Genomic DNA, 18,188 nt, shown 5'->3' with positions numbered 1-18,188 from the left:
TGCCTGGCCGCGCTTCAGCACTACTGCTCACGACGACATTGATGCGCCATGCAATGCTCTGGGCGAGAAAGGGTTTCGCGCCCGCGGCCGGTGCGGAGGCGATCAGAGTGCAGGTGCCCTCGGAACGGATGCTCGCAGCGACACGATCGGCCGTTCGTTTCCGGAATGCTCACTCCGGAACCGCAGCAAACGACGTCCTCACGACTCATGCACCCGATCGCCCTGCACACGCAACGCCTGGGCGGTCTGCCCGCGCTGCTCTCCGGTGAAGAATCCGTGGTGCCGTTCGCTTTCCACCGCGATGTAGTCCGCCAGCTCGGTGCGTTCGGCCAGTAGGAAATTCGCCTTCAGGGTCCGCAGGGCGGCGGGCCTGCGTGCCGCGAGTTCGCGCACCAAATCGGCGACTTCGTGGTCGAATTCGTCATCGGGAAACACCCGGGAGACGAATCCGATGGCACGGACCTCGTCCGCGGTCAGCTTGCGCGGCAGGAAGCACAGGTCCCGCGCCGACGCCGCACCGAGTGTCCGCGACAATGTCCACGGCAGGCCGAGTTCACCGGACACACCGGCCTGCAGGAACGCCGTCGCGAATCGGGCACCGGCCGCGGCGACGCGCAGATCACACGCCGCGGCCCAGGCGAATCCCGGTCCCGCGCAGGCTCCGTTCACCGCGGCGAGGGTCAACTGCGGCATCTCGTGCAGCAGGGTCGCCGACTGATACACCTCGAGCGGCGGCAGCGCGGCGGACCCGCCGACCCCGGCGCGGTTCAGATCCGCACCGGGGCAGAACGTCGAGCCGTTTCCGGTCAGCACCACCACGGCGAGTGCATCGTCGCGGCTCAATTCGGTCAGCACGGAATGCATCTCGACGAGAAGCTCCGGGATCACCGTGTTGCGCGCGTCCGGCCGATCGAAGCGCACCCATGCGACGGGCCCCTCGATCGTGACGTCGAGGGTGCTCACCCCGCGGTCGGCTGACGATCGGCCGTCAGCGCCGCGACGATATCCCGGCGCACCAGCTTGCCGGTCGCGGTGCGCGGCAGTTCCGGCCAATATGTGATGCGATCGGGAGTCTTGGAGCCACGCAACGTCTTTCGCACCTCGGCGCGCAGTTGTTCGGCATCGACGTCCACCCCGCTGCGCGGGACGACAACGGCCTCGATCCGCTGACCCCACTCCTCGTCGACCACACCGACGACGACCGCGTCGAGCACATCCGGATGCCGCAGCAGGACGTCCTCGATCTCGGCGGGCGCGATATTCTCCGCGCCGCGGATGATGGTGTCGTCGACCCGGCCCTCGATGTAGAGATAGCCGTCGGCATCCACGCGGCCGTGGTCACGGGTGTTGAAGAAGCCCAGTTCGTCGACCGAGGCACCGTGCCCGGCGTATTCGCCCGAGACCTGCTCGCCACGCACCCAGATCTGGCCCGGCTCCCCCGCCGCGGCGAGACCACCGGATTCGGCGCGCACCTCGAGCTCGATACCGGGCACCGGCCGACCGGCCGAGCCGATGCGGGCACGCACCGCGGGATCATCGCTGGCGACGGCCGCGCGATGCTCCTCGGGCCCGAGCACCGAGATCGTGGACGAGGTCTCGGTCAACCCGTAGGCATTGACGAAATCGACATGCGGCCACTCCCGCAGCGCGGTCTCGATCACCCGCACCGGCATCTTGGCGCCGCCGTAGGCGAGCGAACGCAACGACGGGACCGAGCGGTCGAGCCCCTCGCCGTCCATGATCCGGGCGAGCATGGTCGGAACGACCATCGCATTCGAAATCCGCTGCTCGCGTACGAGTTCGAGCCACTGCTGCGGCGTGAACTGTTCGAGGGTGAGCACCCGGCGCCCGGCATACAGGTTCGTCAAAACGTTGGACACGGCCGCGATGTGGTACGGCGGCACGCTCATCAGCGCGGCCTCGTCGGCGTCCGCACCCGCGAATTCCACCGTGCCGAGCACATACGACACCAAGTTGTGGTGCCGCAGGACCACACCCTTCGGCGCGGATGTCGTGCCGCTGGTGTAGATCAATACCGCGGGTGTTTCGGGCGCGGCCGCAACCTCGTCACCGTCGTCGACACCGGCATCCGCCGCGGTAGCCAACCACTCTTGCGGGCTCCGCACCGACAGCCCCGCCCGGCGCAACGCCTCGGCCTGTTCGGGATCGGCGATACCGAGTGCGCGTGGATGATTCGCCAATAACGCGTCCAGTTGCTCCGCGCCGAGGCGGTAATTCACCGGCACCAGCGGCACACCCGCTTGGGCCGCCGCGAACAGCGCGACCGGGAAGGCCGGACCGTTGACGGCGAGGTACACGATCGCGTCGGCACCGGCCGCACGGACCACCCGCGCACCGCCAGCGGCCAACTCGCGCAGCCGCACCGGCGTCAGTCCATCGGCCGTCCGCCCGACCACGATTCGGTCGCCGAAACCGTCGGCGGCCATATCCAACAGCATCGCTACGTTCATCGATGCGCTCTCAGTCCGAGGCCGGCAGCGGCTTGGCGTTCTTGAGCGGCAACGCGATACCGTTCACCGCCAGCGTGCCCTGACCCGCCTTGGTGCAGAGCAGTTCCACACCGAGTTCCTCATCGGCGTAGCGCTTGCCGAGCTGCGAACCGCCGAGCTGTTCGGGATCGGCGATGCCGGCGGGGACGCCGCCGGGGCCCTTCGGATCGACCATCGCCGCCCCGCCACAGGTGATCTCCAGATCGGCCTGCGGAGCGCGCACGACGATGACCGTCGTCGTGTCGACCGTGCTGGCGAGCGTCTGCCCCACGCGTGGCTTCATCGCAACTTCCTCCGTGGATCTCGTCGTGCTCCGTGGATCTCGTCGTGCCATCTCGCCCCGACCGCCGTCGTCACGAACACATCCGGACGACCGAGACCAGAGAAGAGTATACGACTTAACTAGAATCTGCAGCAGCCCAAGGGTCGGGTCGCGCGGCACTATTTCTTGTCTACCACATATTAAGCGGTTCGAATCGGACCACGACCAGCGCGGAGTCGAACGTCGTCCGTAGAACAATTTGTTACACTCTAATCCGGCTACTCTCCGGAGGGCCGCATTCAGCCGACCCACGAACATCGGAGTTTCCGGATGGAGCTGAAAACCGTCCTGTTCGACGTGACCGACCACGTCGCGACGATCACCCTGAACCGACCGGAAGCCATGAACAGCTTCAACCAGGAGATGCTCGAGGACTTCGACCGCATCTGGCAGCGCGTGAAGTTCGATGACGATATCCGTGTCGTCGTGCTTCGCGGTGCGGGCGACCGGGCGTTCTGCACCGGCATGGATGTCAAACAGGGCATCGACCGCCATGCCAATGTCTGGTCGCAGACCGATCCCGGCGAGAAGTTGTCGCCGAAGCTCAACCAGGTGTGGAAACCACTGGTCTGCGCGGTGCACGGCATGGCGGCCGGAGGCGCGTTCTACTGGCTCAACGAGGCCGACATCATCATCTGCGCAGAGGACGCGAGCTTCTTCGACCCGCATGTCAGCTATGGGCTGACCGCGGCGCTGGAACCGATCGGGCTCGCGCGCCGCATTCCGCTGGGTGAGACATTGCGCATTGCGCTGCTCGGCCTGGACGAGCGCCTGTCCCCCGAGCGCGCCATGCAGATCGGCCTGGTCAGCGAGATACTGCCGCGCGATCAGCTCTGGGATCGCGCCGACGAGATCGCCCGCATCATCGCCGCCAAACCACCGGCCGCGATCCAGGGCACGGTCCGGGCGATCTGGGAGTCGCTGGATTCCACCCGCACACAGGCACTGCGCACCGGCCTGTCCTACACCCAGATCGGCAACCCCATCGGCAAAGCCGAAATCGACCGCGCCGCGGTGCCCCGCAGCAGATGGACGCTGCGCTGACGCGCATCCACCACCGATCAGACTGTCCAAGAGGAGAATTCGATGAAGTTCGGTATGCCGTGGCCCGGCCGCGACGTGGGGAGGGAGGCCGAGCAGGCCGGTGTGGAAGCCTTCTGCACCGGTGACTTCGTCGACCACGACGCTTATCTCACCGTGGCCGAGATCGTCGCCGATACCGAACGCGCACTGGTCGGTCCGGCCATCGCCTACGCCTTCGCCCGCACCCCGTACGCGCACGCCACCGCTATGCGGCAGCTGCACGCGCAGGCACCCGGCCGACTGTTCCTCGGCCTCGGCACCGCCGCCTTCCGGATCAACCGCGACTGGTTCGGCATACCCGCCGATCGCCCGGTCGACCGAATCGCCGAGACCATCGATGTGGTGCGCGCCTGGCTGCATGCGGAAAACGGCGAGAAGATCCAGTACACCGGTGAGTTCTATTCAATAGACGCCGATGTCCGAGCCCCGGTGCTCGGCCGCCTCGATATCCCGGTACTGCTCGCGGGATTCAACAGCCGGATGGCCGCCACCGCTGGCCGGGTCGGCGACGGTGTGATCGGCCACGGCCTGTTCACCCGCACCTGGTGGAACGACATCGTGCGCCCAGCGGTCGAGCGCGGGGCAGCCGGTAGCGGCCGGAGCCCACTCGAACACGGCTGGATCATCACCGCCATCGATGACAACGCACCGGAACGCGCCATCGCCGACGCCCGCCGCATGATCGCCTTCTATCTCACCGTCAAGACCTACGACCCCTACGTCGCCCATCACGGTTGGGAAAGCCCTGTCACACAACTGCGCTCGGCATTCCGCGCGGGCGATACCGACGGCATGGTCAAGGCGGTGACCGACGAAATGCTCACCGAGATCGCGCTCTGTGGGACCACCGCCGACGCCCGTGCGGCGCTCGCGCGCCGCGCCGACGCCCTGCCCCGTGATGTCGGCTATTTCGCCCCGCCCTCGTACCTGGTGAGTCCCAAACGTCGTGCGGCATATGCCCATTCCAGCCTCGCTCTGATCGGCACCACACCCTGAGCAAAGGCGGCCGCGTTTGCACGCGGCCGCCCTCGACTCGCTCAGTGCGTCAATACCGGGGCCTCGGCGTCCTGCGCGACAGGTGCAGGCAGTTGCTCGATCTTGCGTGGCAGCAGCACAGCGAGCAGCGCGCCGATGGCACAGGCCACCGCGCCGATCAGGAATGCGACCTGGAATCCCCTATCGGTGTAGAGCACCGCGCCATGGGTCATTTCGAGCGGGATCGGCGCGACATAGGAGTTGTTCAGCACGGTGAACGCGAGTACCGGCAAGATCGCCGCGACGACGCTCTGCGCGGCATTCGCGATACTCGCCGTGCTGGCTTGCAACTGCGGCGGAACCGCCTCGATCAACAGATTCGGAACCGATGCGTAGCCCAGCCCCATACCGGTGCCCGCAATACCCGCGAATACGAGCAGCAGCGCCTTGTCGTCGTGCTTTGCCGCGATGAGCACGAAAGCGAGCGCGAACAGCACCAGGCCGACGATCATCAGCAACCGCGGCCGAACCTTGCGGCTGACCAGAATGCCGACGACCACGCCGCCGACCACGACCATGCCGCCGATCGGCGCCTGGAAGATCGCGAATCCCTTTGCGCTGACACCGAATCCGTAACCCAGTCCGACGGCGGCGGGCGTCATCACCATCATCGGCAGCAGAATGGTGATGAGTGCACTGCAGCCGTAGCACATGGCGGAACCCATGGAGATCAGCAGAACCGGCCGCCTGCGCAGCACATCCAGATCGAGCAGCGGGTCACGCACGATCCCGGCCGATACCAACCAGCCCACCACCAGCACAACGCCGCCGACGAGGTAGGCGAGCGTCGAACCGGCCGTCCAGCCCCAGCTGGGACCGAAGCTGACCGCGACGAGTACGCCCGCGATGCCGAAACCGAGCAGCAGCGCTCCGGCGAAGTCGATCCGCGACCGCACCCGCACGGTGGATTCACCGGTGGTGAGCGCGACCAGGGTGCCGAACACCGCGAGCCCGATCACGAACAACCAGAAGATGCTGCGGAAACCGTAGTCGTCGAGCAGCCAGCCGGTGATGAACGGCGCCGGTATCGCGATGAGTCCCAAACCACTGGTGGTAACGCTGACCGCGAGCGCGACCGTCTTCTTCGGGAACACATCCCGGATCAGCGAGTAGGCGAGGAAGACACACGGCGCGAGCACGCCCATCAACGCCCGGCCTGCGATCATCGTCGCGTAGCTGGTCGCGACCGCGGAGACCAGCGAGCCGAGCACCGAGACGGCGACACAGGCCAGCAATATCTTCCGCTTGCCGTACATATCGGCCAGCTTGCCGAGCAGCGGACCCGTCACAGCCCCGACCAGCAGGAATGCCGTCAACATCCAGGCGCCCTGGGTCGTCTGGAAATGCACGGAGATTTCCGGCACCGCCATCGACACCATCATGTAGCTGAGGGTGAGTATCTCGAGCGTCAGCACGATCGACGCCAGGGAAAGCACCAGCCGCGGCGTCCATGTCTGTGCGGCATCCGGCGTCGGTGCGACATCGGGCGATTCGTCGAATTGCATTGCAGGGCTCATCGATCGAGTCCTTTCGGGGGCTGCCACGGAGCTCTCGTTTCCGACTCGCACCGAGCAATCGAGCCGTGGCTTTGGTTTGGTGATCGCATTCGCCCTGCTCGGAGTGGGGTGAAGACGTATGCGACAGCACACCCCCTGTGTGGCGGGTCACACAATCGACCTTTCCACTCAGCGGCAATTGGACAAACGACTCAGCCAGTTCGGCTATTCAGTACACTTTTAAGGCGTCGTGTGCGGGCAGCGCCGCAGGTGGGCCTACCCAGACGACCGACGCAGATCCGGCAATCAGGAGACCGAACATGACCACGGCGTACTCGTTCTCGACGCAGCTCTACATCGACGGGCACCGCACCGACGGCGAATCGGACGAGCTCATCAACGTGCGCAATCCCGCGACGGAGGAGACGATCGCCTACGTCCCGCAGGCCTCGATCCCGGACGTGCGTCGCGCTATCACGGCCGCGCGCAAGGCATTCGACGAAGGTCCCTGGCCGCGAATGAAGCCCGCCGAGCGGGCCGCGGTGCTGCTACGCATGGCCGAGGAGATGGAGCGCCGCCTGCCCGAGCTCGTCGCGGTCAATATGGCCGAGGCGGGTTCGGTCCGCTCGTTGGCCGAGACCCTGCAGACCCGGGTGCCGGTGGCCCATCTGCGCGATATGGCCGAGCGCGTCATGCCAGCCTTCGCGTGGGAACGCCCGATGGAACCCACGATCGCCGCGGGTATCGGCATCTCCCAGGGACAGATCCGGCGCGAGGGCTTCGGGGTCTGCGCGCTGATCGCGGCCTATAACTTCCCGTTCTTCCTCAGCATGATGAAGGTGATCCCCGCCTTGGCCGCGGGTTGCACCGCCGTGCTGAAGCCCGCGCCGACCACCCCGCTGGAATCCCTGTTGATCGGTGACTTCGCCGATGCCGCCGGTCTGCCGCCGGGCGTGCTGAACATCGTCACCGGCGATATCGACGCGGGTCAGGAGCTGACCACCAATCCCATGGTGGACCTGGTCAGCTTCACCGGATCGGACACCGTCGGACGAATGGTCTACGCGCAGGCCGCGAGCTCGATCAAGAAGGTCGTGCTCGAACTCGGCGGCAAGTCCGCGAATATCGTCCGCGCCGATGCCGACCTCGACGGAGCGGTTCGGTCCGCACTCATGGGCATCACGGCGCACGCCGGCCAGGGCTGCTCGATCCTGACCCGCACGATCGTGCACGAATCCGTCCACGACGAACTTGTCGCGCGGCTACGCGTTGCCCTCGCCGGTGTCCGGGTCGGCGATCCGGCACACGAATCCACCACGATGGGTCCGTTGATCACAGCGGCGCAGCGGGAGAAGGTCGAGAAGCTGATCCGCGTTGGCGAGGAGGAGGGCGCGCGGATCGTCGCCGGTGGCGGACGCCCGGCGGGGCTCGACAAGGGCTACTTCGTGGAGCCGACCCTGTTCGTCGATGTCGACAATTCGATGACGATCGCGCAGACGGAGTTCTTCGGCCCGGTCGGCGTCGTCATCCCGTTCCGCACCGACGACGAGGCGGTCCGCATCGCGAACGACAGCCCCTACGGTTTGGCCGGCGCCATCTGGAGCGCCGACACCAAGGCCGCCTACGAGATCGCAACCCGGGTACGCGCGGGCGGCATAGCCATCAACGGCGGCAGTGCGGGCGTCAACCCACGCACGCCGTTCGGCGGATACAAGCAGAGCGGAATCGGCCGGGAGTGGGGCGAATTCGGCCTCGACGAATTCCTCCAGACCAAGGCCATCAGCTGGGCCGCGCGCTGATCGACCGGGCTCGAATGTCCGCGTACCTGTTACGCTCCGCCGTGAAGTCACTGGTGTAGGGGGCAAGGACACGAAAGAACCCGGCATGAATGCAGACGTAGCCGCAGCGGTCCGCGAATTGTTGCCGATGCTGGCCGAACGGGCGGCGCTGGTCGACGAGACCGGTGAGATACCCGCGGAGACGATGACCGATTTGATCGGTACGGGCATCTTCCGGCTGCTGCGACCGAAATCGCAGGGCGGGCTGGAAGCCGATCCGCTGGACTTCTACGATGCGGTTCGCGCGGTCGCCACCGCGTGCGGCTCGACCGGATGGGTGACGTCGGTACTCGGCCTAGCCCCTTGGCATGTGGCACTTTTCGACGAGCGCGCGCAACGTGATGTTTGGTCGGAGGATCCCGACGCATTGATCTGTTCGTCCTACGCACCGGTCGGGAGATTCGTTCCGGTCGCCGGAGGTTACGAAGTCTCGGGCCATTGGCGATTCGCCAGCGGATGCGCGCACTCGTCGTGGGCGCTGCTGGGCGGCACCATCGTGGCCGAGAACGGCCAGCCGGTGGATATGGTCAGCGGGCTGGTGCCCTGCGCCGATTATCGGATGTCGAAGGTGTGGGATGCGGCTGGACTGCGCGGCGCAGGCAGCGATGATCTCTACGCCGAGCGGATTTTCGTCCCGGAGCACCGTGTTACGCGGTTCTACGACATCGCACTGCTACAGAGCCCGGGACACAAGGCGAATCCCGGCCCGCTCTACCGGATGCCGTACGGCACCATGTACACCTACGCGAACAGCTCACCGATGGTCGGCATGGCACAGGGCTGCCTCGACGTCTTTCTGTCGCGGATGCGAGACAGTAACCGGCTCAGTTTCGGTGGCGGCAGTATCACCGCGGACCAGCCGACCGCGGCGGCGCGCGCCAGCGCGGAGATCGACGCGGCCATCCTGCAGATGAGCCGGAGCCTTCGCGATTTGTACGAGTGCGTTTGTGCACGACAGGAGATTCCGCTCGAGCTACGGTTGCGAGCCCGTCGCGATCAAGCCTTGGGTGCCGAACGGGCATTGACGTCCATCGACATGGTGTTCGCGGCAACCGGTGGGATGCTGCTGCGGCGTCGCAACCCGATCGAGCGGGCCTGGCGCGACGCGCATATCGCGGGCATTCACGCCTCCAACGATGTCGGCACCGCGCTGACGCTGTACGGGCGCGGCACGTTCGGATTGCCAGTCGACGATATGTTGGTCTGAGTCCGAATCCGGACCCGGGTCACCACCAGCCGACGAGACGATCCATCAGCAGCGTCGCACTGGCGAGATAGTCGCCGTACCCGCCGCGGAAAAAGAGCAGCGGAGTCCGCACCGACTCGATATTCAGATCGGTGACCCGACCGACCACCAAATCGTGGTCACCGATCTCGACGACCTGTACGAGCGTGCAGTCGACCCATGCCACGATGCCGTCCAGCACCGGATTGCCGAGCGGTGACGATGTCCAGGGCACGCCCTCGAACCGGTCGCCATTCCGAGCCGACAACCGTCGTGACATCGGTTCCTGATTGCCGGCGAGGGCGTTGGCGCAGAATCGGCCGGTCTCCTGGATGGTCGACAGCGTCGATGAGGACCGGTTCACCAGGAAAGACACCAACGGTGGCTCGAGCGAAACCGAAGTGAAGGTGCCGACGATCAACCCGTGCGGACGCCCCTCTGGTGTCGCGGTGGTAATCGCGACAACGCTCGTCGGAAAATGACCGAGCACGTCACGGAAGCGTCTGGCGCCCATCGATACCGGATCCGGAAGCGGACTCATAGGGGTCCTCACCTCTCTTGCGGACGGCCCGAGCCAACGGCCGACTGGAACGCAAGTTTGGTCAGGAAACCGGGTGGACCTGTGGTCCTTTCCGCTCAGCGGAAACCGTCCGGGATAGGTGTGGGATCTCAGAACCACTCGCCCCGTTCGCCGAGCGCGACGATTCGTCCGAGGGTCTCGGTCAGTGCCGGGCTCTGCGGCTCGTCCTGCACGACAACGGGTTCGAAGCGTGCCGAATGTTTGCGCGCGGTGTCACCCATCAGCTTTTCCGATATCGCATGCGCGGTATTGGCGACGAGGGGTGCCAGCCGCTCGAGTGGTGCTCGCACGTCGCCGACAAGCGAGATCCCACCGACCGGACCCTTGGGACCGCGAACCGCCGCACCGACGCAGGCGATGTTCTGGAAACATTCGCCACGCTCGAAAGCCAGACCACGGCGTGCACGGATGCGAATCAATTCCTGATGCAGGACCTCGAGATCGCCGATGCTGTGCGCGGTCTGCTTGGCCAATACATCGCGGTACAGATCGTCGATCTGTTCCGGCGACAGCCACGCCAGCATGCTCTTTCCGATGGCTGTGCAGTGCGCCGGTACCCGGCCACCGACCACCGAGGGCACCTGGACCGCGGCCTTGCCCCCGAACTTGTCCAGGTAGTACGCCTCGGCGCCGTCCAGCACAGCCAGATGCACCACCATCTCCGTGCGCACCGACAGATTGTGCAAGAGCGGGAACGCCGCTGCCCGCAACGCACCGTGCCCCTCTTCCCGGCCACCGAACCCGAGCGCCCGTTGACCGAGGCCGTAGTCACGACCGTTGCGCTCGAGCCACCGCAGCCGAACCAGTTGTTCCAGAATGCGATGGGTCGTAGAGCGCGGCAGATTGGTGCGCCCGGCGACATCCTCGAGCGAGAGCCGGATCTGCGGACCACCGAACGCATCCATGATCAGCGTCATCCGCTCCACCATCGACGGTGGCGACTCATGCCGTTCGGCGGTGGCGACCGCATTGTCATTCACCACTGAGGCCATTGGCCAGCCTCCTTCTCAGAGCTCGAACCTCAGCCGCGAGTGTAGCGAAAGACAGCCACCCTGAGGTGGCGATATCGGAATTAAGTTCCCTCTTTAGGGGCAATATCGCCGATATCGATCGGACCACCGCAGGCCGCGCCGAGCAGGCCCGAGAAATCGACACCTGAATCGGTCAATGCGGCTCGGCAGGCGGCGACATCTTTGTGTAAAAAGGGTGCGACGGCGGCGGCGAAGGATTCGGATCCGCCGCGGTCGGCGATATAGCGCCCCGCCGTCGTACCGCCGCTGCTGATCGCGAGTGCTTCGAGCATTACACCTTCGTCTATCCCAACCCCGCGACCTAACGTCAGACCTTGCAGGGTCAGCTGCGAGACCGCGGCGAACAGCAGGTTGTTGATCAACTTCACCCGCAGTGCCGAACCCCGCCCACCGGTTTCGATGACGGTTCCGGCATAGCAATCGACGACTCGGCGCGCGATCGAGACGTCTTCGGGTGTGCCACCGAGGAAGACCACCAGCTCACCGGCGCGCACCGCCTCCGGTGTGCCGCTGAATGTCGCATCCACGACCGCGGCCCGTCCGGTCGGCGCGAACCGGTCCAGACTGTGCAGCACCTCCGGCGTCCCGGTGGTGTGCGACAGCAGGATCGTGCCCTCGGCCATGGCGCCGACGACCTCGGGCAGCAGCGTGGATATCTGGTCGTCGCCGAACAGGCAGCTGACCACGACATCCGCGGCCGCGATATCCCGGATCCGATCGACGGGCTCCGCGCCGAGTGCAGCCAGCCGGTCCCGTACCTCCGGCCGCCGCGCGGACAGCCGGACCCGATGCCCGGCCGCCAGTAGGCGCTCCACCATGGCCGCACCGATGCGTCCTGCGCCGATGAATCCGATCGTCAGTGCCGTCATGATCGGTTCCGTTGCTCCCGCACGATATCGAGCAGTTCCATCCGGCTCACCTTGCTCGATGGCGTGCGTGGCAGCTGGTCCAGAACCACGACTTGCACCGGCACTTCGTACGGCAGCAGGTGTGCACGACAGAGCGCGACGAGTTCGTCGCTGTCGGGAGGTATCAGTCCCGGTTCGATTTCGATCGCGGCAACGGGCACATGTCCGAGCCGGGCGTCGGGCAGTCCGGCCACCGCGGCCTCGCGCACCGCCACATGCGATTCCAGCACCCGCTTGACGGTCTCCGGCTGGACCTTGAAGCCGCCGCGGATGATGGCGTCGTCGGCACGTCCGTCGATCCAGAGGAAGCCATCGACATCGATCCGCGCCAGATCGCTGGTCTGGACCCACTCTCCGGCGCCTTCCCCGGTCTGCGCGGTGCGCACCTCGAGCCGTCCGGTCGTCCAACCGCCGAGTTCGACACCGTCCTCGCCGGTCACCCGCAACTCGACGCCGGGGAAGGCGCGACCGGCGCTGCCTGCCTTCAGGTCCCACCACTGCTCGTGCAAGGCCAACGTCCAGCCAGCCACCGCGCCCGCGAATTCGGTTGCCCCATAGGTCATGAGCACCGGGATGCCATATGTGCGAAAGAAGGAGTCCGCCAATTCTTTCGGGCAAGGCGCCGTTCCGGAGGTGACGACCTGCAGGCTCGCCAGTCGCTCCCGCGACACCCCCGAATCGAGTACGGCCCGCAGCGCCGCAGGCACCAGGCTCACGGCCCGCAACCGATGCCGCTCCACGGCGCTGACCCATGGTTCCAGGACGAACTTGGGCATGAGAATCATCCGCCGGCCCATGGCCAGGCAGGCCAGTGCCCGCCACAGGCCGCCGATATGCACGAGCGGCGCGTTCACCAGTACCGCGGATCGGGACAGCAACCGGTCTCCCCGTGCCGTCTGCCCTCCGGAAGTCAATGCCTGATCCAACTGCTCGGTCCGCAGATGCACCCGCTTGGGCACACCGGTCGTCCCCGAGGTCAGCATTTCCACGACGGTTCCCGGATTGGTCACGGCGCAGGCACGGAGCTGGCCACCCACTCGTCGCACCGAGCCGTCGTCCGGTAGTTCCATGGCGATACCGGCCGCCGTGGCGGCATCGAGCACGCCATCACGGGCGAGCAGCTCGGATCCGCACACGACCGCGGGCAGATCACACGCGATGATGTCGGCGGCCAGCCGCGGCGCCGGCTGCAGCGGAGCGAGCAGCACGACGCATCGACCGGACGCGATCAGCGCGGCGACCACCGCGACATGTTCGGGCCGGTTCTCCAGGACCACACCGACTCGGGACCCCACACCTAGACCGGCGGATTCCAGCGCATCGACGACCGAGCGCGCGGTCGCCTGGATCCGCCCCCAGGTCCACCAGATCTCCTCGTGCTCGATCGCTTCGGCGTCGGCCGGAGCCTCGGCGAGCAGCCGGGTCAGCTGGTCGCGAATCCCCACGTGGTAATGCCTTTCGATTGTGTTCACCAGTCGAGGCGCAGCGACATCAGGCCGTACATGTTTCCGGTCTGCTCGAGCTGCTGTCCGGGCGCGATCCGGTAGTCCGGAATCCGCTTGTGCCACTCCTCCATCGCGACATTCAGCTCCAGTCGCGCCAGGTGCGAGCCCAAGCAGCGGTGCGGACCCGAACCGAAGGCGATGTGGTTGTTCGTGGCGCGCTGCAGATCCACCTCGAGCGGATTGTCGAACCGCTCGGCGTCCCGGTTGCTCACCGCGAGCGGCAGCATCACCATCTCGCCGGATTTCACCGGACAGCCGCCGATCTCGGTGTCCCGCATCGCCTTTCGCGCCGGGATGACAAACGAATAAACGCGCAGCACTTCCTCGATGCCATTGGCGATCAGCGACGGGTCGGCGACGATGGCCGCGCGATCTTCATGGTGCGCGGCGAAGTGGTACATGGCCCAGCCGATGGCGATGGGGACCGTGTCGAAACCGGCCTGGAACATCAGGATGCAGAATGCGTGCATATCGGCGTCGCTGAGAAGCTCGCCATCGATGCGCCAGGTCATCATGCGGGACAGCAGATCATCGCGGGGGGCGTCGCGACGCAGCGCGATCTGCTCTTCGAAATAGGCCGACGCGGCGGCCATCGCGGCCATCTGCCGACGGTGGTCGGGATCCTCGGCGTGCGGTAGGTGCAGCATCTCGTGCACCCATTCCAGGAATTGCTCCAGATCCTGCTCGGGCAAGCCCATCAGCCGCATGAAGATCAGGGTCGGGAACCGGCGCGCGAACTCGTCGAGGACATCCGCGCCGCCTTTGGGCTGCAGCCGGTCGATCATGTCCGCCGCGATCTTGCGGATCTCCGGCTCGCGGGCGGCGACCCATTTGGGACCGAACTCGCTGCCCAACAGCCGCCGCCATTTGGTGTGCAGCGGCGGATCCAGCATTTCCGGAATCCAGAGGAACTTCGGATTCGGTTCGAGGACCGTCACCGAGGTGCTGGAGAACGTCCGCCAGTCCTGTAGCGCCTCTTGGACCGCCTGGCCGTCCGTAATGACCCAATAACCCTGTGCGACAGTGCTCCTGAACGCGGAGTGGGTGCCGGCGAGCCGGTCCCACTGCTCATGATGGCTCAGTAGCGGGCCGGATAGTCGATTGTCGTAGTAGTAGGCGGGCACACCCTCATGGGTGCCGCGGGGCTCGAGTGTCATAGGAGTTCCTCTCGCTCGTCACAATCCGGCCGACGGTGTGGTCGACAGAAACGCGCCGCCCGGACCGACATCGAGGGCCTCGCCGTACCACGTCTGTCCCCACTGCAATTCGGGGATCTTCCACTCGAGTGCCTGCCAATCCGGATCCATGATCAGGTAGCCGCCGGAGTAGAGTTCGACGCGGTGACCGGAGCCCGGATCGTGGATGTAGAGATACATCGCCTGACCGATGCCGTGCTTACCCGGACCGTGCCCGTAGTCGATCTCGAGATCACGGATCTCGTCCGCGGCTCGCAGAATGTCGTGGTAGTTCTCGATATTGAAGGCCACGTGGTGGAACGCCCCGTTCTTCTCCTCCCCGTTGACACCGATCGCGATATCGTGCACCTGCGGGGTCACCGACAACCATGAGGCCAGGATGGTCTCCGGGAACTGCGGAATCATCGCGAACTCCCGGCGCTTGAACCCCAGCGCATTGCGCAACCAGCCCTCGGCCTGGTTCACCGTGGTCGGGCTGCACTGCACGTTCAGATGGTCCAGCCGCCGCACTCCGAAACCGCGGCGGCGCGAGCTGTTGCTGAGCAGCTTCGAACGCAATTCCGGTGGGGCAACCGGCTTTTCGATGTCGTAGTAGAGCTCGAACGGATGCTCGCTGCCGGGGACCAGGAAGCGGATCGCGGTGCCGCGGCCGAGCTCGTGATCGGCGGGCAGCTCCACTGCCTCGATCTCGGACTCGGTCAGCTGCTTGTGGAACAGCTCGACATCCTGCGGCCGCTTCACCCGGAAGCTGTAGCTGTTCACCCGTGCCTCGTCCTGCTGGGTCAGCACCAGCGAGTGGTGCACCAGTTCCTGGTACCCGCGCAGATAGGCCACGCCGTCGGATTCGGCGACCACCTCCATGCCGAGCAGGTCCCGGAAGAACCAGATCGAACGCGGCAGATCCGGCGTCCCCAGGTTCAGGCCACCGGCGTGGGCAATCTGCGGGCCGGGATCGTAGTCGTGCGAACCAGCCATGCGAGCTCTCCTTCGAGTCGGAATGTCCTGCTGGCTGGCTAGTTTGAGGAGGAACCGGGCAGCACATGCCGGACTTCCCGGACACTGGGATCCGCCGGATTCCGACGAGCCGCCACGGACGGCTCCTGCACCACGACCGGTGCGATCCCGCTCAGCGGAATCTCACCCTCTGCTCGACATGGTCGGTCGCACACTCGACGGACATTCGATCCCCCACTCCGCTGCCGCACGGTGAAATCAAGGAGACAGCAATGGCCGCTGACGAGGAAACTTACGACGTCGTGGTAGTCGGTTCCGGCGGCGGTGGCCTGGTCGGCGCCTACGCGGCGGCCGCCCGCGGGCTGCGCACACTGGTACTGGAGAAGACCGCGCTGATCGGTGGCACGACGTCGTATTCCGGTGCGGGACTGTGGTTTCCGGGCAGCGCCCCGATCGCGCGCGCGGGCGTCGAGGATGATCCCGAGGCCGCCCGCACCTACCTGCGCGACGTTGTCGCCGACAACTCGCGCGAGCCGCTGCAGGATGCCTACCTGCGGACCGCACCCCAACTGATCGACGACCTCGAACAGAACCCGCTGTTCGGGTCCTTCGCCTATCAGCCCGTGCCCGAATACTTCTACGGGCGTCCCGGATCGACCGCGACCGGGCGAACCGTGTTCCCGCAGGAAATCTCGGTCGCCGAACTCGGAGACCTCGCCCCGCTCATCCGCCGCTCCGTCCCCGAAGAGCGCTGGGGTATCGACGAAGGACCGGTGCTCGTCGGCGGCCGCGCACTGATCGGCCGGGCGCTGAAGGCATTCCTGGCAACGGGCAACGGCTCCTACCTGCTCGAGACCGCCCTCACCGAACTGCTGGTCGATGACGGCCGCGTCACCGGTGTGGTGGCGGTCAGTGGCGGCGAGCGCCGCACATTCCGCGCGACCCGCGGCGTGATCCTGGCCGCGGGCGGTTTCGAACACAACCGCGAGATGCGCGAGCAATATTCACCCGTGCCGCTCACCGGCGAATGGTCCCACGGCGCGCCGGAGAACACCGGTGACGCGATCCTGGCCGGCCGCGCGATCGGCGCGGCCACCGATCTGCTCGACGAAGCCTGGTACGTCCCTGGTGTGGTGCAGCCCGACGGCCGGCCCGTCTTCCATACCGGCACCCGCGGCGGGATCTGGGTCAATGCCGAGGGCGAACGCTTCATGAACGAGACGCAGCCCTACGACCGCGCCGGGCACGAAATGGCCCGGCTGCAACGCGAAACCGGCATTACGCACAGCACCGCGCACTGGGTATTCGACCACCGGCAGCTCGAACGCGACAGCATCGGCGGCGACCCGGAGCAGCCGGTGCGTCCGGAGTGGTTCGCGTCCGGCGCTCTGCGCCGCGCCGATACCCTCGAAGAACTGGCCGAACTGATCGGCGTGCCGCCGGAGAAGCTGCGCAAGTCGATCGAGGAGTACAACGGCTATTCGAAATCCGGTGTCGACGAACGTTTCCACCGCGGCGAGGCGCCGTGGGACCAGATGTTCCAGTACATCGTCGGATACCCGGCCGATCCCCGGCAGAACTACCTCGTGCCGCTGGCGACCGACCTCCCCAACCCGTTGCTCATCCCCGTCGACACCCCGCCCTACTACGCGGCCACTGTCGTGCTGTCCGATATCGGAACCAAGGGTGGTCTGGTGACCGACGAGCACGCTCGCGTACTCCGCTCGAACGCAACGCCGATCGAAGGTCTCTATGCGACCGGCAACACCATGGCCGCAATGTCCGGCGGCGCGTACCCCGGCGCCGGCACACCGATCGGTTCGAGTCTCGTCTTCGCGTATCTCGCCGCACTCGACCTCGCCGGATCAACCGCATAGGAGTCGGCCATGACCCGCGTAACCGAATCGACCCTGTCGGGAAGGTCGTTCCTGCCTGCCGCACTCGAGATCGCACTGCGTTGCCCAGCCCGATCCGACTACATCGAACTGCGCTTCACGACCTCGGCGGGCCCCTGGCAGTGGTGCTTCCCCGAGCCGCAGCACCGATACGCCGACCCGAGCGCCGCCACCTCGATCGCGTTGGCATTCGGGCGATACGGCGCACAGGCGCATCTGATTCGAGCAGGTGGACTCGGCCCCGCCCTCCCGAGCTCCGCGGCCCTGCCACTGATCCTCGCCGACGCCCGAATCCTGGTCGAGCGCAGACTGATCACCCCCGGCTTGTCCCCGGTCTCCGCCAAAGGCCCTGCCGCATAATGAAATACGGTCGTTGCCCGGGCACTCGTCACGGGCAACGCACCGGGCTTCAGGAGAGAAAATGGCTACACCCGTGTGGCGCGGATGCCGCGTTGTGCGATGACGTTGGTACTCAACGAGAACCGTGAAGTTCTGTTGATGTACCGGCATCGGTTCATCATCGACAAGTGGGTGTGGGAATTGCCCTCGTGCCATACCTGCGGCATCGTGGGCTGGACGCTTATTCGCGATACGCGCGAAGACGGTTGAT

17 protein-coding genes are annotated in these 18,188 nt (G+C 66.1%); 7 read left to right on the top strand and 10 right to left on the bottom strand.

What is annotated here, in order from left to right; genetic code table 11:
• Positions 1–198: 198 nt before the first annotated feature.
• From ACZ60G_RS27375 to ACZ60G_RS27365, 3 genes are read right to left on the bottom strand one after another with little or no spacing between them, the layout of a single operon-like run.
• The gene (locus ACZ60G_RS27375; protein WP_465813551.1) at positions 199–963 is read right to left on the bottom strand and encodes an enoyl-CoA hydratase/isomerase family protein; all 765 of its coding nucleotides are present in this window, start codon (positions 961–963) and stop codon (positions 199–201) included.
• Entirely contained in the window at positions 960–2,471 is a 1,512-nt protein-coding gene (locus ACZ60G_RS27370; RefSeq protein WP_465813550.1) for a class I adenylate-forming enzyme family protein, read from the bottom strand. Before ACZ60G_RS27370 ends, ACZ60G_RS27375 begins: the two co-directional genes overlap by 4 nt.
• A gap of 10 nt (positions 2,472–2,481) precedes the next feature.
• Positions 2,482–2,793: a hypothetical protein gene (locus ACZ60G_RS27365; RefSeq protein WP_465813549.1), complete on the bottom strand. Its 312-nt coding sequence runs from the start codon at positions 2,791–2,793 to the stop codon at positions 2,482–2,484.
• Between the two features lie 309 nt (positions 2,794–3,102).
• Between ACZ60G_RS27365 and ACZ60G_RS27360 the strand changes: the two genes are divergently transcribed.
• Together ACZ60G_RS27360 and ACZ60G_RS27355 are read left to right on the top strand one after the other, a co-directional pair.
• Complete coding sequence (locus ACZ60G_RS27360) at positions 3,103–3,876, top strand: enoyl-CoA hydratase/isomerase family protein (RefSeq protein WP_465813548.1); 774 nt, start codon at positions 3,103–3,105, stop codon at positions 3,874–3,876.
• Between the two features lie 42 nt (positions 3,877–3,918).
• Positions 3,919–4,911 carry an LLM class flavin-dependent oxidoreductase gene (locus tag ACZ60G_RS27355; protein WP_465813547.1) on the top strand — a complete coding sequence of 331 codons (993 nt, stop codon included), beginning with the start codon at positions 3,919–3,921 and terminating at the stop codon, positions 4,909–4,911.
• 41 nt (positions 4,912–4,952) lie between these two features.
• Here ACZ60G_RS27355 and ACZ60G_RS27350 read toward each other — a convergent pair whose 3' ends face one another.
• Positions 4,953–6,467 carry an MFS transporter gene (locus ACZ60G_RS27350; RefSeq protein WP_465813546.1) on the bottom strand — a complete coding sequence of 505 codons (1,515 nt, stop codon included), beginning with the start codon at positions 6,465–6,467 and terminating at the stop codon, positions 4,953–4,955.
• Between the two features lie 299 nt (positions 6,468–6,766).
• On the opposite strand from ACZ60G_RS27350, the gene ACZ60G_RS27345 reads away from it, so the two are divergent.
• Both ACZ60G_RS27345 and hsaA read left to right on the top strand, forming a co-directional pair.
• Entirely contained in the window at positions 6,767–8,245 is a 1,479-nt protein-coding gene (locus tag ACZ60G_RS27345; RefSeq protein ID WP_465813545.1) for an aldehyde dehydrogenase family protein, read from the top strand.
• Between the two features lie 85 nt (positions 8,246–8,330).
• Positions 8,331–9,491 carry a 3-hydroxy-9,10-secoandrosta-1,3,5(10)-triene-9,17-dione monooxygenase oxygenase subunit gene (gene hsaA / locus ACZ60G_RS27340; protein ID WP_465813544.1) on the top strand — a complete coding sequence of 387 codons (1,161 nt, stop codon included), beginning with the start codon at positions 8,331–8,333 and terminating at the stop codon, positions 9,489–9,491.
• A gap of 19 nt (positions 9,492–9,510) precedes the next feature.
• On the opposite strand, the gene ACZ60G_RS27335 is transcribed toward hsaA, so the two are convergent.
• The 6 genes from ACZ60G_RS27335 to ACZ60G_RS27310 form a co-directional block, all read right to left on the bottom strand.
• Positions 9,511–10,050 (bottom strand): flavin reductase family protein, encoded by a 540-nt coding sequence (locus tag ACZ60G_RS27335; protein ID WP_465813543.1) that lies wholly within the window; start codon positions 10,048–10,050, stop codon positions 9,511–9,513.
• 128 nt (positions 10,051–10,178) lie between these two features.
• On the bottom strand, positions 10,179–11,081 hold the full coding sequence (locus ACZ60G_RS27330) for an IclR family transcriptional regulator (RefSeq protein ID WP_465813542.1): 903 nt from the start codon (positions 11,079–11,081) through the stop codon (positions 10,179–10,181).
• A gap of 80 nt (positions 11,082–11,161) precedes the next feature.
• Positions 11,162–11,989, bottom strand: coding sequence for an NAD(P)-dependent oxidoreductase (locus ACZ60G_RS27325; protein ID WP_465813541.1), 828 nt, complete (start codon positions 11,987–11,989; stop codon positions 11,162–11,164).
• Positions 11,986–13,473, bottom strand: coding sequence for a class I adenylate-forming enzyme family protein (locus tag ACZ60G_RS27320; RefSeq protein WP_465813540.1), 1,488 nt, complete (start codon positions 13,471–13,473; stop codon positions 11,986–11,988). Before ACZ60G_RS27320 ends, ACZ60G_RS27325 begins: the two co-directional genes overlap by 4 nt.
• A gap of 23 nt (positions 13,474–13,496) precedes the next feature.
• Positions 13,497–14,690, bottom strand: a complete 1,194-nt coding sequence (locus tag ACZ60G_RS27315; RefSeq protein WP_465813539.1) for a cytochrome P450 — start codon at positions 14,688–14,690, stop codon at positions 13,497–13,499.
• Between the two features lie 18 nt (positions 14,691–14,708).
• Complete coding sequence (locus tag ACZ60G_RS27310; protein WP_465813538.1) at positions 14,709–15,704, bottom strand: VOC family protein; 996 nt, start codon at positions 15,702–15,704, stop codon at positions 14,709–14,711.
• 251 nt (positions 15,705–15,955) lie between these two features.
• Between ACZ60G_RS27310 and ACZ60G_RS27305 the strand changes: the two genes are divergently transcribed.
• The 3 genes from ACZ60G_RS27305 (at position 15,956) to ACZ60G_RS27295 (ending at position 18,187) form a co-directional block, all read left to right on the top strand.
• Complete coding sequence (locus ACZ60G_RS27305; RefSeq protein ID WP_465813537.1) at positions 15,956–17,560, top strand: FAD-dependent oxidoreductase; 1,605 nt, start codon at positions 15,956–15,958, stop codon at positions 17,558–17,560.
• A gap of 9 nt (positions 17,561–17,569) precedes the next feature.
• On the top strand, positions 17,570–17,938 hold the full coding sequence (locus ACZ60G_RS27300; RefSeq protein ID WP_465813536.1) for a hypothetical protein: 369 nt from the start codon (positions 17,570–17,572) through the stop codon (positions 17,936–17,938).
• Between the two features lie 99 nt (positions 17,939–18,037).
• Positions 18,038–18,187 carry a hypothetical protein gene (locus ACZ60G_RS27295; RefSeq protein WP_465813535.1) on the top strand — a complete coding sequence of 50 codons (150 nt, stop codon included), beginning with the start codon at positions 18,038–18,040 and terminating at the stop codon, positions 18,185–18,187.
• The last annotated feature ends 1 nt before the right edge of the window (position 18,188 follow it).

The sequence above is a fragment of the Nocardia sp. NPDC102475 genome, from assembly GCF_055584605.1.
This window is presented reverse-complemented; position numbering and strand designations above follow the sequence as displayed.

Coding starts and splice junctions, on each gene's coding strand:
- ACZ60G_RS27370 (WP_465813550.1), bottom strand. CDS start 2,471: ATGAACGTAGCGATGCTGTTGGATATGGCCGCCGACGGTTTCGGCGAC.
- ACZ60G_RS27365 (WP_465813549.1), bottom strand. CDS start 2,793: ATGAAGCCACGCGTGGGGCAGACGCTCGCCAGCACGGTCGACACGACG.
- ACZ60G_RS27360 (WP_465813548.1), top strand. CDS start 3,103: ATGGAGCTGAAAACCGTCCTGTTCGACGTGACCGACCACGTCGCGACG.
- ACZ60G_RS27355 (WP_465813547.1), top strand. CDS start 3,919: ATGAAGTTCGGTATGCCGTGGCCCGGCCGCGACGTGGGGAGGGAGGCC.
- ACZ60G_RS27350 (WP_465813546.1), bottom strand. CDS start 6,467: ATGAGCCCTGCAATGCAATTCGACGAATCGCCCGATGTCGCACCGACG.
- ACZ60G_RS27345 (WP_465813545.1), top strand. CDS start 6,767: ATGACCACGGCGTACTCGTTCTCGACGCAGCTCTACATCGACGGGCAC.
- hsaA (WP_465813544.1), top strand. CDS start 8,331: ATGAATGCAGACGTAGCCGCAGCGGTCCGCGAATTGTTGCCGATGCTG.
- ACZ60G_RS27335 (WP_465813543.1), bottom strand. CDS start 10,050: ATGAGTCCGCTTCCGGATCCGGTATCGATGGGCGCCAGACGCTTCCGT.
- ACZ60G_RS27330 (WP_465813542.1), bottom strand. CDS start 11,081: ATGGCCTCAGTGGTGAATGACAATGCGGTCGCCACCGCCGAACGGCAT.
- ACZ60G_RS27325 (WP_465813541.1), bottom strand. CDS start 11,989: ATGACGGCACTGACGATCGGATTCATCGGCGCAGGACGCATCGGTGCG.
- ACZ60G_RS27315 (WP_465813539.1), bottom strand. CDS start 14,690: ATGACACTCGAGCCCCGCGGCACCCATGAGGGTGTGCCCGCCTACTAC.
- ACZ60G_RS27310 (WP_465813538.1), bottom strand. CDS start 15,704: ATGGCTGGTTCGCACGACTACGATCCCGGCCCGCAGATTGCCCACGCC.
- ACZ60G_RS27305 (WP_465813537.1), top strand. CDS start 15,956: ATGGCCGCTGACGAGGAAACTTACGACGTCGTGGTAGTCGGTTCCGGC.
- ACZ60G_RS27300 (WP_465813536.1), top strand. CDS start 17,570: ATGACCCGCGTAACCGAATCGACCCTGTCGGGAAGGTCGTTCCTGCCT.
- ACZ60G_RS27295 (WP_465813535.1), top strand. CDS start 18,038: ATGACGTTGGTACTCAACGAGAACCGTGAAGTTCTGTTGATGTACCGG.